The sequence below is a fragment of the Stenotrophomonas sp. C9D9 genome, from assembly GCF_056491205.1.
Genome location: NZ_JBSZIF010000004.1, coordinates 1,104,842 through 1,125,478, shown reverse-complemented (window position 1 = coordinate 1,125,478; position 20,637 = coordinate 1,104,842). Strand labels below are relative to the sequence as shown.

The window sequence follows — 20,637 nt, the reverse complement described above, 5'->3', positions numbered from 1 at the left end:
CCGCTGGCCGGCACATGCTTTCTCCCCGGCTATCCCGGGGTTGCTGGCCAGCGGCCGGCACTACCCGACCAAAGCCGCATCGAATCCGGGCCGCCTGCGCGCCTACCATGGGGGTCTGTTCCCGATCCTGCCAGGTGCGTGCCGATGACCGCCGACCCCAGCATCCACACCATCGATACCGGCTTCCAGCGTCCCGATTTCGACGCGGCCTACCTGATCGTTGAGAATGGCTGCGCGGCCTTCGTCGACTGCGGCATCTGGGCTGTCGGTGCTGGCGATGCTGCAGGCGCTGGCAGACGCCGGCCTGGGCGTGGAAGCGGTGGATTGGTTGCTGCTCACGCATGTGCACCTGGACCACGCCGGTGGAGCGGGCCTGCTGATGCAGGAGCTGCCAAACGCGAAGGCGGTGCTGCATCCGCGCGGTGCGCCGCACATGATCGACCCGACCCGGCTGATTGCCGGTGCGACGGCGGTATACGGCGCCGAAGAGATCGCGCGCAGCTATGGCCGCATCGAGGCGATTGCCGAACACCGCGTGGTAGTGGCCGAAGACGGCCACCGCATCGACCTGGCCGGCCGCGAGCTGTTGCTGCTGCACACGCCGGGTCATGCGCTGCACCACTATTGCGTGTGGGATGCGCGCAGCCGCGCCTGGTTCACCGGCGATACGTTCGGCATCTCCTACCGCGAGCTGGACAGCGCGCAGGGCGCTTTCATCTTCCCGACCTCCTCGCCGGTGCAATTCGATCCGGAGGCGATGAAGGCCTCGATCCGGCGCATGCTGGGCTACGCGCCGCAGGCGATGTACCTGACCCACTATGGGCGCGTGCAGCAGGTGGAAAAACTGGCAGGGGACCTGTTCGAGCAGATCGATGCGATGGCCGCCATCGGCCGCCAGTGCGATGGCCGTCCGGCACCGCCACCGCTGCCTGCTGGCAGCGCTGCAGGCGCTGTACCTGGAACGTGCACAGCTGCATGGCTGTGCGCTGGACGAGGCGGCAGTGACCGCCGTGCTGGCGATGGACATCGAGCTCAACGCACAGGGCCTGGCCTGCTGGCTGGACCGCATCAGCAGGTAGATCCACGCCATGCGCGGATGACGCAGGCCCGGAGCCGCGCCGGTGATGTCACGACCACGTTACACTCTGGTGACTTCCAAGCTAGCCGTGGTACTGCCGTGAATCCGATGCGCGTGTTGCTGCTGTCGTCCTGCCTGTTCGTCGGTGGCCTGGCCCATGCGGCCAACGACCTGCCGGGCGGCGGCATCGATCCGCAGGCACTGTCGCGCCATGTGCGCGTGCTGGCGTCGGATGAATTCGAGGGCCGCGCGCCGGCCACCGAGGGCGAAGAGCGCACGGTGCAGTACCTGATCGAGCAGTTCCGCAGCTATGGCCTGCAGCCGGGCGGCGTGGATGGCAGCTGGGTGCAGCCGGTGCCGCTGGTGCGCGCGCAGCTGGACGGCGCGGCCAAGGCCAGCCTGTCGCTGAAGCAGGGCAAGCGTGCGCTGGCCAATGGCGTGGACGTGACCCTGCAGAGCCTGCAGCCGCGCAAGCGCGTGCAGACAAGGACGCGCCGCTGGTGTTCGTCGGCTACGGCATCGACGCGCCGGAACGCCACTGGAACGACTACAAGGACGTGGACCTGCACGGCAAGATCGCCGTGGTACTGATCAACGATGCCGATTTCGAAGCCGATGCACCGGGCGCGTTCGACGGCAAGGCGGTGACCTATTACGGCCGCTGGACCTACAAGTTCGAGGAAGCCGCGCGCCGGGGTGCCGAAGGCGTGCTGATCGGCACGAGACCGCGCCGGCCGCCTATGGCTGGGCCACGGTGAAGAGCTCGGGTACTTCGCCGCTGTTCGACATCGAGCGCGGCCAGGCCGAGGCGATGGCCCAGCACACCCCGCTGCGTGGCTGGATGCAGCGCGAGCTGGCCGAGGCGATCTTCGCCGACGCCGGCCTCGACTTCGATGCGGAGAAGCGCAAGGCGATGCGCGCCGACTTCCGCCCGGTGGCGTTGGACAACGCCACGCTGAGCGTGGATTTCGCGCTGAAGCGCGAGCAGGTGGTGACCCGCAACGTGGTGGCCAAGCTGCCCGGTGGCGAGCATGGCGACGAGGCGGTGATCTTCTCCGCGCACTGGGATGCGTTCGGTATCGGCCAGCCCGACGCCAAGGGTGACCGCATCCGCCGCGGCGCGATCGACAACCACCGGCGTGGCCACGGTGCTGGAACTGGGCCGGGTGTTCGCTGCCGGTCCGCAGCCGCAGCGCACGCTGTACTTCGTGGCGCTGACCGCCGAAGAGAAGGGCCTGCTGGGTGCCAGCTACTACGCCGCGCACCCGCTGGCGCCGTTGGACAAGACCGCCGCGGTGCTGAACATCGAGATGTTCAGCCCGGATGGCCCGACCCGCGACATCGCGTCGTGGGGCAAGGGCCGGGTCTCGCTGGAAGGCGACCTGGAACGCGTGGCCAAGGCCCGTGGCCGCAGCTACAGCCCGGACCCGAACCTGGAAGCTGGCTTCTTCGACCGCGCCGACCATTTCGCCTTCGCCCGCCTGGGCGTGCCGGCGATCACCATTGGCCCGGGCCTGGACAAGCTGGACGGTGGGGTTGAAGCCGGCCGCGCGCTGCGCGAGAAGTACTTCGCCGATTGCTACCACCAGGCCTGCGATGCGTGGACGCCAAGCTGGGACCCGAGTGGCCACGCCGCCGACACCCTGCTGGTCTACGACCTGGGCGCCGAGCTGGCCAACAGCCGCCGTTGGCCGACGTGGGAAAAGGAATCGGAGTTCCGCGGTGCGCGCGACAAGAGCGAAGCGGCCCGCCGTTGAGGTCGTGCCGGCCGCTGGCCGGCAACGCCCAGCTCTTTCCGAAGGTTCATGAGGTTGCCGGCCAGCGGCCGGCACTACCGAAAGAGAGGCGGTGGAGTTGCCGGCCAGCGGCCGGCACTACCGTCGCTGGCGCAGCAGCTTCCACGCGCCCCAGCCACTGGCGGCGAGCGCGGCCAGATAGCAGGCCACCATCGTGCGCAGTCCCACCGGCGGCCCTGCATTGATGCCGCGATGCAGGCGCAGTTGCAGCGAGCTGTGGCCGCTGCCCAGGTCCACCGCCAGTTGAAGCACCAGCGCGACGCAGAACACCAGCAGGGCAACCCCAAACCCGATGCGCGGCCACGCGGCCTGCGCGTTGGGGCGGCGCAGCAGCCACGGCCAGTGCCGTGGCTGCGGCCAGCGTCGCCGCGATCCACATCAGCGGCGAGGCGGGAGACGCAGCGGCCACCGGCATTGCACCGGTGACCGCGATCATGACGACGCGCTCACTTGCGGGTGCTGTCGAGCCAGTTCGGGCCCTTGTTGGTGAGGAAGAACACATAGACCACCAACGATACCGCGATCGTCGCGGTCACGTAGATGGCGAACCAGTCGACGTGGCCGGTCTTCAGCGCGCCCTGGTACAGCAGCGGGGCGGTGCTGCCGAACAGCGAGTTGGCCAGCGCATAGCCCAGGCCCACGCCCAGTGCACGCACGTGGGTGGGGAACAGTTCGGCCTTCACCACCGCGTTGATGGAGGTGTAACCGGTGAGGATGACGAACGCCATGGCCAGGGTCAGGAAGGCCAGGGTGGCGTCATGCTGGTGCGGCAGCTGGGTGATCAGGTACCAGCTGTACAGCACGCCGCCGACGCCGAAGAACACCAGCAGGGTCTTGCGGCCGATGATGTCCGACAGCCAGCCACCGACCGGCTGCAGCACCATGAGGAAGGCCAGCACGCCCAGGTTGATCAGGGTGCCGGTCATCGGGTCGTTGCCGGCGAAGGCGCTCTGGATCATCTTCGGGCCGTTCACCGAGTAGGTGTAGAAGGCCACTGGTGCCGCCCGCGGTGATCAGGAAGCACAGCAGCAGCGGCCGCCACTGGTGCACGAACAGTTCGTACATCGAACCGCAGACTTCTGTGCCTTGCCCTCGCGCGCGGCCTCGATCGACGACTCCGACAGCGACTCGTCCATGCCCCGGCGCAGCCAGAACACCACCACCGCGGCGATGCCGCCCATGCCGAAGGCGATGCGCCGGCCCCATTCGGACATTTCCGGCTTGCCCCAGAAGGTCAGCATCAGCAGCAGGGTCAGCTGGGCCAGCACGTGGCCGCCAACCAGGGTGACGTAGTGGAAGGAGGACAGGAAGCCGCGGCGGCCGGGAATGGCGGCTTCGGACATGTAGGTCGCGCTGGCACCATATTCGCCACCGGTGGCGAAGCCCTGCAGCAGGCGTGCGAACAGCAGGATGACCGCGGCCCAGATGCCGATGCTGGCGGCGGTGGGGGTGATGGCGATCAGGAACGAACACAGCGCCATCAGCGTGACCGACACGGTCAGTGCCAGGCGGCGGCCATGGCGGTCGGCGAAGCGGCCGAAGAACCAGGCGCCGATCGGGCGCATCAGGAAGGTCGCCGCGAAGATCGCCCACACGTACATCGTGGAGTTCTTGTCGTCGGGCGAGAAGAACTGCGATCTGAAGTACACGGCGAACACCGAGTACACGTAGACGTCGTACCACTCCACCAGGTTGCCGGCGGAGCCTTTGAGGGTATTGGAGATCGACCGCCGCAGGGCGGCGCGGTCGTTCGCGGGGACAGCAGGTTGGGACGTGGTGCTCATCTGGGTGGGAATCCTCGATGCGGCGCGTCCGTGCGCAGGGAAAACGGCGCCCGGCCTTGGGGCGGCGCGGCCGGGCAGCCCTCTTGGTACTGCATCGACCGTCAACACGGGGTAGCAGACCAGAGCAGGGTGCATGGATGGATGACAGCGTGCCACCGTCTGGGGTCACGGACCATACTCAAAACGTCCTAGAATCCGCCTTCCCCCGGCTCCCTGGTGTGTCATGTCGGCTCCCCCTTCTTCGTCCTGCGGCTGCCCCCCGGGGTGGCCTTGTCGCGCTGGCACTGCTGCTGGTCTACGTGGTCTGGGGTTCGACCTACCTGGGCATCGCCAAGGCCCTGCACGGCGGCGCACTGCCGCTGACGATGGTCTCCGGCAGCCGCTTCATCATTGCCGGCGGGGTGATGTTCGCGGCGCTGCGGCTGTTCTGGAAGATGCCAAATCCGACCCTGCGGCAGTGGCGCAACCTGGTGGTGATGGGCGTGACCATGCTGGTGCTGGGCAACGGCATGGTGGTGCTGGCCGAGCGCGAGGTGTCTTCGGGCCTGGCCGCTACGGCGGTGGCCTCGGTGCCGCTGTGGATGGCGCTGTTCTCGGCACTGCGCGGGCAGCATGCCAGCCGCGGTGAGTGGCTGGGCATCGCCATCGGCTTCCTGGGCGTGGTCTGGCTCAACGCCGGCAGCAGCCTGACCGCCTCGCCGACCGGGCTGGTGCTGCTGCTGATCGCGCCGATCGGCTGGGCGTTCGGTTCGGTGCTGGGCACGCGGGCTGGACCTGCCGGGCCCGTTCATGACCGCGGCCGGGCAGATGATCTGCGGCGGCGTGCTGCTGGTGCTGATCGGCCTGGCGGTCGGCGAGCGCCCGACCACGCTGCCGGACACCGGCGGCCTGCTGGCGATGGCCTACCTGTGCGTGTTCGGCTCCATCGTCGCGTTCACCGCCTACGTGTGGCTGCTGCAGAACGTGCGCCCGGCGCTCGCGGGCAGCTACGCGTACGTCAATCCGGTGATCGCGGTGCTGCTGGGCGCACTGCTCAACGGTGAACGCTTCGGCTGGCGCGACCTGCTGGCGATGGCGGTGATTCTTCTGGGTGTGGTGGTGCTGACGATGGCAAGGACGAGAAAGAAATGAGCATGGACGAGAAAGAACAACGCCGGGGCCTGCTGGTCACCGCGTCCACCTTCGTGATCTGGGGCCTGGTGCCGGTGTACTGGCATCTGCTCAACGAGGTGCCTTCGTTCCAGATCATCGCCCACCGCATCATCTGGAGCACCGTGCTGGTGCTGGGCTGGCTGCTGATCAGCTCGCGCCTGGGCTGGTGGAAGAAGATCGCCGCGCAGCCGCGCGCGCTGCCGATCCTGCTGGTGTCGAGCCTGACCATCGCCTTCAACTGGGGCCTGTACATCTGGGCGGTCAACGCCGGCCATGTCATCGAGACCAGCCTGGGCTACTTCATCAACCCGCTGGTGAACGTGCTGCTGGGCGTGCTGGTGCTGAAGGAACGCCTGCGCCGGCTGCAGTGGGTGGCGGTGGCGATGGCGGCGGTGGGCGTGGCCTGGCTGACCATCGATGCCGGCACACCGCCGTGGATCGCGCTGGGCCTGGCCTGTTCGTTCGGCCTGTATGGCCTGCTGCGCAAGCTGGTTTCGGTCGACCCGGTGGCCGGCCTGGGCGTGGAAAGCATGTACCTGTTCCTGCCGGCGCTGGCCTTCGCGATCTGGGCCGAGAACGGCCATGGCGGTGCGTTCTTCCATGGTTGGGGCTGGCGCAACGACCTGCTGCTGATCTTCGGCGGCGCCGTCACCGCCGTGCCGCTGATCGGCTTCGCCTACGGCGTGAAGCGCATTCCGCTGTCGCTGGTCGGCATCCTGCAGTACATCGCGCCGAGCCTGCAGCTGCTGCTGGGCGTGTTCTTCTTCCACGAAGCGTTCGACACCGCCAAGGCGATCGGCTTTGCCGCGATCTGGGCCGGCCTGGTGCTGTTTGTCGGCGACAACATCCGCACGATGCGCGCCGCGAGGCGCTGACCGGGGCGGGGTCGCATGGAACGGGGGTCAGAGCCCTTCGCGGGGCGAAGGGATCCGACCCCGCTTCCCGAAAAAAGAACGGCGCCCCGAGGGGCGCCGTTCTGCTTCCATCCACGGCCAGGAGAGAGGGATGGCCGTGGTGGGACGCGGTTGCAGGCTTAGAAGCGCTGCTGGTACTTCATGTACATGAAGCGGCCGATGTCGAAGCCACCGTAGTAGGTGAAGCTGCTGTTCGGCTGGCTGTACATGATCGGACCCTGGGTGGTTGAACACGTTGTTCACGCCCAGCGACACGGTGCCATCCCACCGCAGGCTGTAACGCACCTGCAGGTCGTGGAAGGTGTTGGAGCCCACCTTGTTGGTCGGCGATGCGCTGGTGTACGACGAGTTGAAGCCCGGCATGTTGCACTCGTCCATGTACGAGCACTTCTCCTTCATGCTGGAGTAGTAGCGCGCGGTCCAGCCGATGCCGAGGTCGCCGTACTGCCAATCCAGGTTGAAGGTGGAGCGCACGCGGAAGTCACCCGCCCAACCGGTACGCTGTTCCACCGGGGTGGTGGCGGCGCTGTCGTTGCGCTGCTCCAGGTAGTCGGTGTAGGTGGTGTTCCAGTTGACGGCGAACTTGCCGAAACGGTGTCCGGCAGGCGGTAGCGCACGTTGATGTCATAGCCGGCGGTTTCGCGGTAGCCCGCGTTGACCAGCGAGCGGTCCAGCGCGTTGACCTGGCCGTTGCTGCCACGGGTGAAGCGGCCGCAGGCGGCATCCGAACCCTGCACGTAGCACTGTTCCAGGATGTTGGTGGCCGACTCACCGACGATGGCGTTGTCGATGCGGATCTTCCACCAGTCCAGGCTGACGTCCAGGCCCTGCACGAAGTCCGGGCTGTAGACCAGGCCCACGGTCCAGGTCTTGGCGGTTTCCGGCTTCAGGTTCGGGTTGGAACCCGAGCTGAAATCGGTGGTGGCCTGCTGGCCGGGCTTGGTGGCCACGCTGCCATCGCTGTTGAGCTGGCGGAAGTTCGGCCGGCACCTTCAGCGCCTGGCAACGGGCAGCAACGGTCGGGCTGCTGGCGGCGGTACCGAAGGAGGTATCGCACGGGTCGGTGAACGAGTCGCGGCTGCTGACGGTGCCGCCGTACAGGTCATCCACGGTCGGCGCACGGAAGCCGGTGCCGTAGGTGGCGCGCACCAGCAGGCTGTCGATCGGCTTCCACTTCAGGCCGAACTTGCTGTTGGTGGTCGAACCGAAGTTGTTGTAGTCCGAGTAGCGACCGGCCATGTCCAGCGACAGTTCGCGGGCGAACGGCAGGTCGGCCAGCAGCGGCACCTGCAGCTCCAGGTAGACCTCGTTGAGCGAGTAGTTGCCACGCGTCGGCTGGCCGCTGGTGCCGGCGATCTCGCCCTTCTGCACCATCGTGTCCGGGGTGTAGCTGGCTTCTTCACTGCGGTGCTCGAAGCCCATCGCGGCCAGGATGTCGCCGGCCGGCAGGGTGAACAGCGAACCGGAGATGTTGCCGCTGGCGACCTTGGTGGTGCTCTGCATCTTGTCGACGAAGCGGGTGAACAGGTAGTCCTGCACGTCCTGGTTGCTCAGCGAGCCCGGGCCGGTGTAACCCATCGGGGCGGCCGGGTTCCACGGCACGCAGCCGGCGATCACTGCGCCCGGCGCACCGCAGCGGGCCACGTTGCCGTCCATGAAGGACGGGCCGACGGCCAGGTTGACGTGCGGCTGGTACATGCTGCCGGTACCGATGCGCTCGCCTTCGTTGCGGTTGTACATGTAGTTGACGTTCCAGTCCCAGTACCGCGAACCGGTTTCGAAGCTGCCTTCCAGGCCGATGCTGGCGCGCTTGGTTTCCAGGTTGTTCTCGGTGCCGCGCGGCAGTTCCTCGGTGCGGTGCGCGAACAGCGCATCCTGGCCCCACAGGTTGAACGCGCTGTCCTTGGACAGGGCAGCACGGCTGCCATTGCGGGCCTGTGCGGCGCTGACCGAGTACGGGTAGCCGGCCAGGTGCTTGGTCGACTCGCGCTTGCTGTACAGCGCGTCGGCGACGATGCGCAGGTTGTCGGTGATCGAGAAGCCACCGTTGGCGAACACCGAGGTGCGTTCCAGGCCGGTCAGCAGGCTCATGTTCGACTTGGTGTTGGCACCGTCGGCCGGATCCGGCGCATGGAAGTTGCCGGCCTTGCTCGGGTCGCCGCCCGGGCCCACGGTCAGGTTCTTGCCACCGACGGTGACGTAGCCCCACGGGGTGTTGCCGTTGAGGCCATCGTTGGGGTGGCGCGGGCCGTTGGTGTAACGGCTGAACTCGCGGTCCTTGCCCAGCACCTCGTCTTCCTTGGTGCGCTCGGCGCCCACGCTGAACCAGCCGCGCTCGAAGGTCTTGCCGAAGGTCGCGCTGTAGGCGCGCTTCTGGCCGTCACCCTGGCCGTACTGGCCGACATAGACGCTGGCTTCGCCACCATCGAAATTCTTGCGGGTGATGATGTTGACCACGCCGGCGATGGCATCGGAGCCGTACAGCGCGGAGGCGCCGTCGGTCAGCACTTCCACGCGCTCGACGATGGACGACGGGATCGAGGCCAGGTCGGAGTAACCGCCGGCGCTGACACCCATGCGACGGCCGTCGATCAGCACCAGGCTGCGTTCCGGACCCAGGTTGCGCAGGCTGACGTACATGCCGCCGAAATCGCGCGAAGAGGTCAGCGAAGACGCGCGGCTCATGCTCGGCGCACCGGCGGCAGGAATGTCCTGCAGGATGTCGGCGACGTTGACGTAGCCCTTCTTCTCGATCTCGGCGCGGTTGAGCGCGACCACCGGCTGTGCGGTTTCGACACTGGCCTGGCGGATGCGCGAGCCGGTGATTTCGATGCGGTCGAGGTTGGTCGGGGTATCGCCGGCGCTCTGTGCGAAGGCGGGGGTGGTGCAGCTGGCGGCCAGCGCGATGACGATCGCGTTGCGCAGCGGATTGGTTTTCAGGGACATCCGTGAAATCTCGTGTTTCAGTAAAAACAAGCGCCCGTTCTATGGGCGCGTGGGGTGCTGCAAACCAACGTGGGGGGCGCGATTCTAGAATGTTTCCATTCGTAACTGTTTGTCTCGACGCCGTTGGAAGTGCGCGAAAATGAATCGCAACCAACAATCCACAGATGCGCTGTGCGCAGCGTCACGCGCGCTGCGTTTGCGATGGGCAGAGGCATCGATAGCGGCGGAATTCCTGCAATCTGTAGCAGCGCATGTACGCATGCATCCATCCACGCATGGCGTGGATCTACTGCACCGGGATCTGACCCCGCCAACGAAAAAGGGACGGCGCTTTCGCTCCGTCCCCCTGCGTGATGCGCAGTCTGTCGCTGCTTGATGCTCAGGTTTCGCGCAGCGCTGTGGTGATCGGCAAACGTGCCGCGCGCAGCGCCGGGAACAGGCCGCCGACCAGGCCGATGCCCAATGCCCATTTCAAGCCGGTCCACAGCAGTTCCGGCGATACGTGGAACTTGAACACCACCGCGCTGAAATTGCTGCCGATGGTGGACACGCTGTAGCCATTGAACAGCAGCCATGCCACCGCACACCCCAGCAGGCCGCCGAGCAGGGCCAGAAGCATCGTCTCCAGCATCACCGCCGTCACTACCGGCAGGCCGCGGAAGCCGATCGCACGCATGGTGGCGATCTCACGCGCACGCGTGGCCACCGCTGCATACATGGTGTTGAGGGCGCCGAACACCGCACCCACCGCCATGATCGTGCCGATCACCTTGCCGAGGATGTCGATCAGCTTGGTGAGGCCGCCGCCCTGCTTGCTGTAGTAGACGCGGGTGGTTTCCACGTCCAGTTTCAGGCGCGGGTCGGCGGCGACGGCCGTCTTGAACTGCTCGAAGCCGGGCTTGCCATCGGTGCGCACGCTGATTGACTGCCAGGCGCTGCGCTGGTAGGTGGTGGCCAGCGTATCGGCGTCGGTCCACAGTTCCGAATCATGCGCATCACCGGTGGCGAACACTCCCACCACGGTCCAGGTCTGGTTGCCCAGAGTCAGCGTCTTGCCGACGTCCATATCGCGGAACTGGCCCTTGGCGCCCTGGCCGACCACGATCTCGCGCAGGCCGGTGGCGAACTTGCGGCCCTCGACGATCTTGACCTTGTCATGCACCGCCCACGCCTGTGGGCCGACGCCGCGAAACTGCGCATTGACGTCGGTGCCATCGGACTTCGACACCAGGTTGACCACCTGCGATAGCTCCGGCGAGAGCAGCGGCCGGCCCTGCGCATCGCGGCTGATGCCGGGCAGGGTGGACAGCATCGGTACCTGCTCGCGGGTGATCACCGAGTTGGTCTCGGCCTGCGAGCCACCGCGCAGCACGATGGCAGTGGTGTCATCGCCGGTGTTGTTGAGCGTGGCCTGGAAGCCTTCGCCCATCGCCAGCATCGCCACCAGCACGCCGACCACGCCGGCGATGCCGACCACGATCACCGAGGAGGCGCCCCAGCGCTGCGGGAGGCTGGCCACGCCGATGCGGGTGGCGGCCAGCGCCAGTCGCCCACCGCGGGTCAGCAGCAGCCACAGTGCCACCAGCACGGCCACGGCCAGCACGCCGATCCACGGCAGGCTGATCCACAGCACCAGGCCGATCACCAGCAGCAGCACCGTCACGCCGTTGCCCAGCCACTTCTTGAGTTTGCTCTTGAACATGTCTGTGTTCTCCTCAGCGGCCGGCCAGTGCGTCGACGATCTTCAGGCGCTTGGCACGCAGCGCCGGCAACAGGCCGACGATGATGCCGATCACCACGATCAGGCCCAGCCCCATCAGCCAGGTCGGCGTCGGCACGTGCGGCGGCAGCATGCCCATGCTCTTCGGGCCGATGGCCGGCAGGATCAGGGCGGCCAGGCCCATGCCGATCAGGCCACCCAGGCCGATCAGCAGCACCGACTCCACCATCACCAGGGTCAGCACGGTGCTGTCCTTGAAGCCCAGCGTCTTCAACGTGGCCAGCTCCGGCACGCGCTCGCGCACGGCCTGCGCCATGGTGTTGCCGGTCAACAGCAGCAGGGTGAAGAACACCGCGCCCATGATCGAGGTGACGATCATGCCGATATCCGCGAACTGCTTGACGAAGGCCTGCTGGAACGCCGACTCGGTCTGGGTCTTGGTTTCGTGGTCCGAGTTGGCCGAAATCGCGTCGATCGCCTGCGCCACCCGCGAGGAGTGGTCCGGGTTGTCCAGCGTCACCGTGTACCAGCTCACCTGGTTCTTGATGTAGTCGTTGGATTCATCGAAGTACTTCCAGTTCATCATCAATTGGCGTTCTTCGTTGGCGGCCAATGCACGGTCCTTGGAGCGGTAGATGCCCTTGAGCACCAGCGGCCAGTCGTTGCTGCCGCCACGCGGGAAGATCGTTGCCTGCAGCGGGATGGTGTCGCCGATCTTCCAGCCGAACTGCTTGGCCAGGGTTTCGCCGACGATGGCGCCGGTGCGGGTCTGCTTCCAGTCTTCCAGCTGTGCCGGGTCGATCTGCAGCTCGCGGTAGACATCGAAGTAGTTGGGTGACACCGAGAAGTTCGGGAAGAAGTTCTTCGGGTCCTGGTAGATGCCGCCGAACCACATGCCATAGGCCACGTCGCGCACGCCGGCCACCTGCCGCACCTGGGCTTCCAGGCGGATCGGCAGCGACTGGGTGATCGACAGCCGCGAAGCCACGACCAGCCGGTTGGCACCTTCCACGCTGCCGCCGGAGGTGAATGCCACGCGCACCGAATCGAGCATGCCGAACAGCAGGAACGCCGCGACCACGGAGAGCAGGGTCAACAACGTGCGGGTTCGGCTGCGGAATAGCTGCGCCCACACCAACGAGAAGTATTTCATCGCCGTGGCCTCCGTCAGTGGGCCAGCGGCGCGTCGGCCAGCTCGCCCTTGTCCAGGTGCACCGTGTGCGTGGCGTACTCGGCGGCCTTCGGGTCATGGGTGACCATGATGATGGTCTTGCCGTGCTCGCGGTTGAGCTGCTGCAGCAGGCCGAGGATCTCTTCGGCGGACTGGCGGTCGAGGTCGCCGGTGGGTTCGTCGCAGATCAGGAAGGTCGGGTCGGAGACGATCGCCCGCGCGATCGCCACGCGCTGCTGCTGGCCGCCGGACAGTTCATTCGGGCGGTGGCTGCGGCGGTCGGCCAGGCCGACCAGGGTCAGCGCGATCTCCGCGTTGCGGCGGCGCTGCGCGGCATTGAGGTGGGTCAGCAGCAGCGGCAGCTCCACGTTCTTCTGTGCGGTCAGCATCGGCATCAGGTTGTAGAACTGGAACACGAAGCCAACGTGGTGGCTGCGCCAGGTCGACAGCTGGCCGCCGCTCATCTGGTCGATGCGCTCGCCTTCGATGCTGATCTCGCCGCCGCTGGGGTTGTCCAGGCCACCGATCAGGTTGAGCAGGGTGGTCTTGCCCGAGCCCGGACGGCCCCATCAGCGCGACGAAGTCGCCGCTGGCGATGTCCAGGTCGATGCCGTGCAGCACCTGCACTTTCTCGGGGCCACGCTGGTAGGTCTTGGTGATGTTGCGCAGTGAAACCAAGGTCGACATGGGTGGTTCTCCACTGAAGGCGGGAAACGGGGAAGCGCCACGGCGGGGGCCGCAGGCGTGCGTCGAGCGGTGCTGCCGGCGGCGCCCGTGGGCGCCAGGCCGTTACTGCGCTTGTTTCTGTTGCACCTTGGTGCCATCACGCAGCGTGTCCGGCGGGTTCACCACCACCGATTCACCCGCGCTCACGCCCTTGAGGATCTGGCGGTCCTTGCCCATCGCCTGGCCGGCCTCGACCGCGCGCTGCTGCACGCGGCTCTCGTCACCCAGCACGAAGGCCACCGAGGCGCCCTCGCGCTGCACAACGGCGCCCGCCGGCACGCGCACGCCCTGCGGCTTGGCGGCCGCCTGCGGCTGCGCCTGTTCCAGGAAGCTGACCCGCACGCCCATCTCCGGCACGATGCGCGGGTCTTTCACCTTCAGCGCCACGCGCACCTTCACCGTGGCCTTGCCGCGGTCGGCGGTGGGGATGATGGCGATCACCTCGCCGGGAATCTTCCATTCCGGATAGGCGTTGAGCGTGGCTTCCACCGGCATCTTCGGCTGCACGCGGCCGATGAAGGCCTCGCCGACCTCGACTTCGATCTCCAGCGAGTCCATGTCGACGATGGTGCCGATGCCGGTACGGGTGAAGCCGCCGCCGGCCGACAGCGGCGAGACGATTTCACCCGGTTGCGCGGCCTTGGCGGTGACCACGCCGGAGAACGGCGCGCGCACCACGTTGTTGTCCACGCCGAGGTCGGCGATGGCCAGCTGGTCGTGGGCAACCTTGACGTTGCGCTGTGCGGTATCCAGCTGCGCACGGAGGCTGTCGCGCTGGGCCACGGCCTGGTCGTACTGCGAGCGCGACACCAGCTGCTGGCCGACCAGCGCCTGCAGGCGGCTGGCTTCGGCGGCGGCCTGCTTCTGCTGGGCCTCCAGCCCGGCGACCTGGCTGCGTGCAGCCTGCAGCTGCGAGGCGTACAGGCTGCGCTGCGCGTCCGCATCGATCGGGTCCAGCGTGGCCATCACCTGGCCGGCCTCGACCCGCATGCCTTCCTCGATCATCACTTCACGCACCTTGCCGGTGATCTTGGCCGACACCGTGGCCATGCGACGGGCCACCACATAGCCGCTGGCGTCGAGCACCGAGCTGCTGGCGCTGCCCTGCTGGATGGCCACGGCGGGGGCGGTTTCCACCTCCACGGCCGGTGCGCGACCGAACAGGAAGGCCACGGCCGCGGCGATCAGCAGCACGACCACGATGATCGCGATCCACAACCAGCGGCGGCCACCACCATTGCCTCCGGAGGCGGCGGGCGACTTGCGGTCGATACGGAGTTCCTTCAACAGCTCGGCAGAAGCGTTCATTCGTTCCATCACAGGCGTTCGGGCGGGTGTGGCCGGAAGAGCGGACGGCGGCGGTTCCGGCGGTGGAGCGTGCGGCACAGCATGAAGACAGGCACAGCGATGACGGCAGTGACAGCTGTCACCCGATGACACTGACGGCGGCAACTGCGAAACGTGACCACGGCGGCACAGGATGGCAACGTCCCCGCTACCGGTACCGCCCATGGATCCGATCGCCCCGTCGCTGGCCCGCCTGCAGCAGGTCCAGGTGCGCTACCGCGACCATACCGCCCTGCAGGGCATCGACCTGCAGGTCCGCGCTGGCCAGGTGCTGGCATTGCTGGGCCGCAACGGTGCCGGCAAGAGTACCGCGATCAGCGTGCTGTTGGGCCTGCGTCGCGCCGATGCCGGCCAGGTCGAGCTGCTCGGCGGTGACCCGCAGCAGCGCGCCAGCCGTATCGGCCTGGGCGTGATGCTGCAGAGCACCAGCCTGCCACCGATGCTGCAGGTGGACGAACTGGTGGCGCAGGCCAGCGCCTGCTACCCCGACCCGATGCCGCTGCAGGAGGTGCTGCAGCGCGCTGGCCTGCAGGCACTGGCGCGCCGTCGCTACGGCCAGCTGTCCGGGGGCAGCAGCGCGCGGTGCAGTTCGCCATCGCGCTGTGCGGCCGCCCGCGCGTGCTGTTCCTGGACGAGCCCACCACCGGCCTGGACATCCAGGCGCGGCAGGCGATGTGGCAGGCGATCCGGCAGCTGGTGGCCGAAGGCTGCGGCGTGCTGCTGACCACCCACTATCTGGAAGAAGCTGAAGCGCTGGCACAGCAGGTGGTGGTGCTGGAGCAGGGCCGGGTATTGGCCGATGCCCCTCTTGCTGAGCGAGCTGCGCCTGGCCGACCGGCCGCGTCGGATTCGTTGCCGCAGCGGGTTGCCCATTGAGGACGTGCAGCAGTGGCCGGGCGTGCAGGAGGTGCAGCGCGACGGCGAACACCTGCAGTTGCTGGCCAGCCCGGCCGAGCCGGTGGTGGCCCGCCTGCTGGCCGCCGATGCGCAGCTGCGCGAACTGGAAGTACCAGGGCGCGGCGCTGGCCGACGCCTTCCTCGACATGACCCGGGAGGCCGCATGAACACCCTGATCCGCTCCGCCGGGCAACCGCTGCCTGGTGGCGGCAGGTACTGCGCCCCTACCGTGCCGAACTGGTGTCCGAACTGCGCCGCGCCTGGCGCACGCCAGCGTTCGCGGTGCCCTCGCGCCGCTGTTCCGGTGTTGTTCTACCTGCTGTGGCGCGGCGTGCTGCTGGCGCGGTCACGCACGATGATCTCTGGCCACCTACTGCGTGTTCGGTGCGATGGCCCCGGCCCTGTTCGGCTTCGGCGTGCAGCTGGCGCTGGACCGCGAAGGCGGCCTGCTGACCCTCAAGCGCGCGCTGCCGATGCCAACGGCGGCACCGCTGCTGGCGCGGCTGGCCATGGCGATGATGTTCGCAACTGGTGGCGTCGTTGTTGATCGGCGTGGCGCGCGTGTTCGGTGGCGTCCAGCTGCACGCGCTGCAGGTGCTGCAGCTGCTGGCGGTGGCCGGACTGGCGGCGCTGCCGCTGGGGGCGATCGGCCTGCTGATCGGCAGCCATGTCAGTGCCAGTGCGGCGCCAGCGATGGTCAACCTGGTCTACCTGCCGCTGGCCCTGCTGTCGGGCCTGTGGCTGCCGCTGTCGGCGTTGCCCACGGTGTTCTCGACGATGGCACCGCTGTGGCCGACCTTGGATCTGGCACAGCTGGCGTTGCCGGTGGTCGGGCTGCCATCCATCGGCAGTCTGCCGGCCACCTGCTGGTGCTGCTGGCGGTCACGGTGGTGGCGCTGCTGTTGGCACGGCGCCGCCTGCGCCGGATCGGCTGAACTGGCATGATCGGCAGCGATCGTCCCCGCCTGGATCCTCCCATGCCGCCGAGCTGGCTTGCCTCCCTGCTGCGCCCCGCGCCGGATTCGGCGGTGGCCGAGCTGCTGCGACGTGGCAAATCGCCCTGGAGCAGTGCGATCCACCTGCTGTGGTCGGTATGGATCTTCCTCACCCCGGTGCTGGGGAACCGCTCACCCTGCGCTGGCTGTTGCTGACCCTGGTCAGCTATCCGCTGTTCCTGCTGTTCTACGCCAAGGTGATGCTGGCGCCACGGCACCATGCATGGCGCTATGCGCTGGGCATGATCGTGATGGCCCTGGTACTGCTGCCGTGGTATCCCTCGGGACTGAGCTATTTCGTGTTCGGCTGCGTGATGATCCGCATGAGCAGCCGCGGCGGCTGGTGGCAGTACCTGCTGCAGCTCACCGGGCTGAACCTTCTGTTCTGCGGCACCGCGCTGTACTTCGGTTATCCGTGGCAGGCCATGGTGTGGATGCCGGCGGTCTCGTTCATCGTCGGGCTGGTGGTGAACGTGGAGGCCCTGAGCCAGCAGCGCGACGTCGCACTGCAGCTGTCCCAGGATGAGGTACGGCGGCTGGCGACCACCGCCGAGCGCGAGCGTATCGGCCGCGACCTGCACGACCTGCTGGGCCATACCCTGTCGCTGATCACGTTGAAGCTGGAACTGGCGCGCAAGCTGCACGACCGCGGTGATGCGCGCGCCCGGCAGGAGATCGGCGAGGCCGAGGACATCGCCCGCGAAGCGCTGGCACAGGTGCGCAGTGCGGTGACCGGCATCCGCGCCAGCGACCTGGCGGGCGACTGGCATCGGCACGCCTGCTGCTGGAATGCCAGCAGGTACATCTGCAGTACACGACGCCACCTGCCATGCCGGTGGACGTGGAACGTGGCCTGGCGCTGGTGCTGCGTGAGGCGGCAACCAACATCGTGCGCCATGCGCAGGCGACCCGGGTACAGGTGGATTTCATGCTTGAGGAACGACAGTTGGCGATGCAGATACGCGATGACGGCCGTGGCGGCGTGCAGGCCGAGGGCAATGGACTGTGCGGCATGCGTGAGCGGGCCGCAGCACTGGGTGGCCAGCTGACGCTGCAGTCGCCGCGCGGGGCGGGCACCGTGCTGACGGTGCGCGTGCCGTTGATGGCCGCGACCACGCCGCTGTCGTCCACGTCGTTGGCGCAGGACGGTGCCGCATGATCCGCATCCTGCTGGCCGAAGACCAGGCCATGGTGCGCGGCGCACTGTCGGCGCTGCTGGGCCTGGAGCCGGATATCGAGGTGCTGGGCAGCGCCGCTGATGGCGAAACCGCGTGGCGGATGCTGCAGCAGCTGCAACCGGACATCCTGGTCACCGACATCGAGATGCCCGGCTTGTCCGGTCTGGAACTGGCGCAGCGCATCGCCCGCCAAGAACTGCCGATCAAGGTGGTGATCGTGACCACCTTCGCCCGTGCCGGCTTCCTGCGCCGCGCGCTGGAGGCGGGCGTGCTGGGCTACCTGCTGAAGGATGCACCGGCCGAGAACCTGGCCGACGCCCTGCGCAAGGTGAAACAGGGCATCCGCGCGATCGACCCGCAACTGGCACTGGATGCGTGGTCGCAGGCCGACCCGCTGACCGACCGTGAGCGCCGCGTGCTGCGGCTTGCGGGCGAGGGCCGCACCGCCAGCGAGATCGCGGAGCAGCTGGGGCTGTCGCACGGCACGGTGCGCAATTACCTGTCCGAGTGCATCGGCAAGCTGGGCGTGGCCAATCGCATCGAGGCGTACCGGTTGGCGCGGCAGAAGGGGTGGTTGTAGCGGATCATTTCCGCGCCTGCGGAGAGGTGTCACTTTCTTTGCTCGTGCACCGCGCTGCAGGAGCAGCGTGGAACGGCGCAGCCGGCCCGTAGGGTGGCGCACATGGATGTGCGCCATCAAGAAAGTAACCAAAGAAACACGCCGCCAGGTCGCGAGCCGGTGCTGCGCACCGGTGCCCTGTGCTTCTCGGTGAATCAGGGGACGGCGCCGAACTCGCTGCGCTCAAATACCGGCGCCTCTTCGCCCCTGATTCCCCTGCGATGCTCGGCTCGCTCAAGGCGGACCCAAGGTCAAATGCCACAGCTGCACCCAGTAGATCCACGCCATGCGTGGATGCCGTTGCCGTTGCCGTTGCCGTTGCTGTTGCCCTTGATCTTGATTTTCCAGTCCGCCTTCAAGCGAGCCGAGCACCGCAGGTCCGGCGAGGGCGAAGAGGTGCGGGTGTCTGAGCGCAGCGAGTTCCCGCACCGTCCCTCGACGGACCGAGGAGCGCAGGGCACCGGCGTGCGAAGCGCGCCGGCTCGCGGCCGGCGGAGCGTTTCTTTGGTTACTTTCTTTGCGCGCAAAGAAAGTGACACCTCTCCGCAGGCGCGGAAATGATCCGCCGGGCATGGCCCGGCGCTATCCATGCGTGGGCGCAGGTGGAACCCGCTCAATCCTTCCCGCGCGCCATCGCCTGGAACACCCCATCACGCCGCACCCACAGGTGGAACAGCGCCGCACCCACGTGCATCAGTACCGTGGCGAACAACACATAGGCCAGCAGGCTGTGCGCGTTACGCAACGCGGCATACAGTGCCGGGGTGTGCGGCACGATCGGCGGCAGGTGCAGGCCGCCCCACAGCACGATCGGATAGCCGCCGGCCGACAGCATCGCCCAGCCGATCAGCGGCATTGCCAGCATCAGCGCGTACAGCATCCAGTGCGAGGCCTTGGCGGCCATCACCTGCCACACCGGAAGATCCGCCGGCAGTGGCGGCGGGCGATGGCGCAGCCGGTTGTACAGGCGCAACAGCACCAGTACGCCGATGGCGATGCCCAATGGGCGGTGCAGGTCGATCAGCATCGGCCGCAGGTGCAGCGAGGCGACCATGGTCACGCCGATGAACAGCATGGCGATGATCATCAGCGCCATGGACCAGTGCAGCACGCGCGCGAGCAGGTTGAAGTGGCCGTTGCCGGTGCTCATCGTGCGGCCTCCTTCGGTTGCTCGACGTTGCCGGTGGCGCGCTCACGTTCGCGGCGGTTGAAGGACTGCGAGTACACGGCGGAGCGGGCCGCCAGGATCGGATCGTCACTGCCACGCACGCCACTGGGCAGGATCAGCGGATCGAAATTGATCTGCCCGCACGCGCCCTGTTCCTGCGACTGCATGCGGTCCAGGCTGAGCACGCCGGCCACCACCTGATCACGCGACTCGGGCCACGGTACCGACGGATCATCGATGGCATCGCCGGGCTCGGCGGTGGTCACGACCAGGTTCCAGCGCACCGGGCCGCTAGCCAGGCGTTGCTGCAGTTCCTGGCTGAGGAAATCGATGCTGGCCTGCTTGCGCGTTTCCGCATCCATCTCGACCACCGGCGCCTGCGGTTGCCAGCGCCAGCGTACCGCGCGCTTCTGGCCCTGCGCGTTGGTGAACCAGAAGCTGTTGACGCTGTTGAAGGTGGTGTCGGCCCAGCTGCTGGTCCACGGCGCGGTCTTGGCCCACTGCTGGAAGGCCTGTGCACTGGGGTACTTGGCCAGCACCGCGGCCATCTTCTGCGGGTCGGGCTTGCCGGTGGCCGGGTCCGGGATGGAGGCGCGCGTCTGCTCGTAGAACGCCTCGGCGTTGGGCACGGCGAAGAACGGGAAGCTGTTCATCGCCATGCGCCATTCCTGGCCGTCATCGCTGACCATCTGCACCGCGAGGCTGCGCACGCGTGCGGTGTTGTCGGCGCCGTAGGGGTCACCGCCGCCGATCGACAGGCGGCCCATCACCGGTACGCGTGACTGCGAGAACACGCGGGCGCTGGACAGGGTAGGGGCCTGCGCACTGGGTTCGAACCAACCGCTTACGCAGATGCCCTTGCTGTGCGCACGACGGAACCCGGGATGGGCCGGGCCGGTGGCCTCGATGGTGTCGGTGAAGCGCTGCGCGGTGAGGCGGTCGCCAATCCAGCCGGCCAGCCAGGCAAAGGCCAGCGCGACGGCGCCCAGAATAAGCGCGATCAGTGCGATCCAGAGCAGCGGCGAATGCCTGCGCGGTGCGCCCGCCGTCTGGCCGGCACGGGTGTAGCGGAAGAGCGACATGGTCGGAGTCCTGCCTTCACGGAGCGTGTGGGTGGTCGACCCACACATCCTCGCAGAACCCTTC

Annotated in this window: 8 protein-coding genes and 9 pseudogenes; 8 read left to right on the top strand and 9 right to left on the bottom strand. The window is 67.5% G+C overall.

Annotation, left to right across the window (positions count from 1 at the left end; genetic code table 11):
• Positions 1-144: 144 nt before the first annotated feature.
• Both ACXI0D_RS10640 and ACXI0D_RS10635 read left to right on the top strand, forming a co-directional pair.
• Positions 145-1,079 (top strand): annotated as a pseudogene (locus ACXI0D_RS10640) (MBL fold metallo-hydrolase).
• A 107-nt stretch (positions 1,080-1,186) separates the two neighbouring features.
• Positions 1,187-2,835, top strand: a pseudogene (locus tag ACXI0D_RS10635) (M28 family metallopeptidase).
• A gap of 117 nt (positions 2,836-2,952) precedes the next feature.
• Here ACXI0D_RS10635 and ACXI0D_RS10630 read toward each other — a convergent pair.
• Both ACXI0D_RS10630 and ACXI0D_RS10625 read right to left on the bottom strand, forming a co-directional pair.
• Positions 2,953-3,253: pseudogene (locus ACXI0D_RS10630) on the bottom strand (hypothetical protein).
• Positions 3,254-3,320: 67 nt separating this feature from the next.
• Positions 3,321-4,658, bottom strand: a pseudogene (locus ACXI0D_RS10625) (MFS transporter).
• A 218-nt stretch (positions 4,659-4,876) separates the two neighbouring features.
• On the opposite strand from ACXI0D_RS10625, the pseudogene yedA reads away from it, so the two are divergent.
• Positions 4,877-5,789, top strand: a pseudogene (gene yedA / locus ACXI0D_RS10620) (drug/metabolite exporter YedA).
• Positions 5,786-6,685 (top strand): EamA family transporter RarD, encoded by a 900-nt coding sequence (gene rarD, locus ACXI0D_RS10615; protein WP_479642563.1) that lies wholly within the window; start codon positions 5,786-5,788, stop codon positions 6,683-6,685. The pseudogene yedA and the gene rarD overlap by 4 nt, the downstream one beginning before the upstream one ends.
• A gap of 158 nt (positions 6,686-6,843) precedes the next feature.
• Here the strand turns inward: rarD and ACXI0D_RS10610 are convergent.
• The 5 genes and pseudogenes from ACXI0D_RS10610 to ACXI0D_RS10590 form a co-directional block, all read right to left on the bottom strand.
• Positions 6,844-9,670: pseudogene (locus tag ACXI0D_RS10610) on the bottom strand (TonB-dependent receptor).
• Between the two features lie 379 nt (positions 9,671-10,049).
• Positions 10,050-11,372, bottom strand: coding sequence for an ABC transporter permease (locus ACXI0D_RS10605; RefSeq protein ID WP_119007294.1), 1,323 nt, complete (start codon positions 11,370-11,372; stop codon positions 10,050-10,052).
• A 13-nt stretch (positions 11,373-11,385) separates the two neighbouring features.
• The gene (locus ACXI0D_RS10600; protein ID WP_014035671.1) at positions 11,386-12,543 is read right to left on the bottom strand and encodes an ABC transporter permease; all 1,158 of its coding nucleotides are present in this window, start codon (positions 12,541-12,543) and stop codon (positions 11,386-11,388) included.
• 14 nt (positions 12,544-12,557) lie between these two features.
• Positions 12,558-13,248 (bottom strand): annotated as a pseudogene (locus tag ACXI0D_RS10595) (ABC transporter ATP-binding protein).
• A gap of 102 nt (positions 13,249-13,350) precedes the next feature.
• On the bottom strand, positions 13,351-14,595 hold the full coding sequence (locus ACXI0D_RS10590) for an efflux RND transporter periplasmic adaptor subunit (RefSeq protein WP_479642562.1): 1,245 nt from the start codon (positions 14,593-14,595) through the stop codon (positions 13,351-13,353).
• Between the two features lie 202 nt (positions 14,596-14,797).
• Here ACXI0D_RS10590 and ACXI0D_RS10585 point away from each other — a divergent pair.
• The 4 genes and pseudogenes from ACXI0D_RS10585 (at position 14,798) to ACXI0D_RS10570 (ending at position 18,284) form a co-directional block, all read left to right on the top strand.
• Positions 14,798-15,698: pseudogene (locus tag ACXI0D_RS10585) on the top strand (ABC transporter ATP-binding protein).
• Between the two features lie 364 nt (positions 15,699-16,062).
• Entirely contained in the window at positions 16,063-16,476 is a 414-nt protein-coding gene (locus ACXI0D_RS10580; RefSeq protein ID WP_479642561.1) for a hypothetical protein, read from the top strand.
• A pseudogene (locus ACXI0D_RS10575) lies at positions 16,473-17,685 on the top strand (sensor histidine kinase). The gene ACXI0D_RS10580 and the pseudogene ACXI0D_RS10575 overlap by 4 nt, the downstream one beginning before the upstream one ends.
• Positions 17,682-18,284, top strand: coding sequence for a response regulator transcription factor (locus ACXI0D_RS10570; RefSeq protein ID WP_014035676.1), 603 nt, complete (start codon positions 17,682-17,684; stop codon positions 18,282-18,284). The pseudogene ACXI0D_RS10575 and the gene ACXI0D_RS10570 overlap by 4 nt, the downstream one beginning before the upstream one ends.
• Before the next feature lie 652 nt (positions 18,285-18,936).
• Here the strand turns inward: ACXI0D_RS10570 and ACXI0D_RS10565 are convergent.
• Positions 18,937-19,473 (bottom strand): cytochrome b, encoded by a 537-nt coding sequence (locus ACXI0D_RS10565; protein WP_012509795.1) that lies wholly within the window; start codon positions 19,471-19,473, stop codon positions 18,937-18,939.
• The gene (locus ACXI0D_RS10560; RefSeq protein ID WP_119007290.1) at positions 19,470-20,573 is read right to left on the bottom strand and encodes a catalase family peroxidase; all 1,104 of its coding nucleotides are present in this window, start codon (positions 20,571-20,573) and stop codon (positions 19,470-19,472) included. The genes ACXI0D_RS10565 and ACXI0D_RS10560 overlap by 4 nt, the downstream gene beginning before the upstream one ends.
• Between the last annotated feature and the right edge of the window lie 64 nt (positions 20,574-20,637).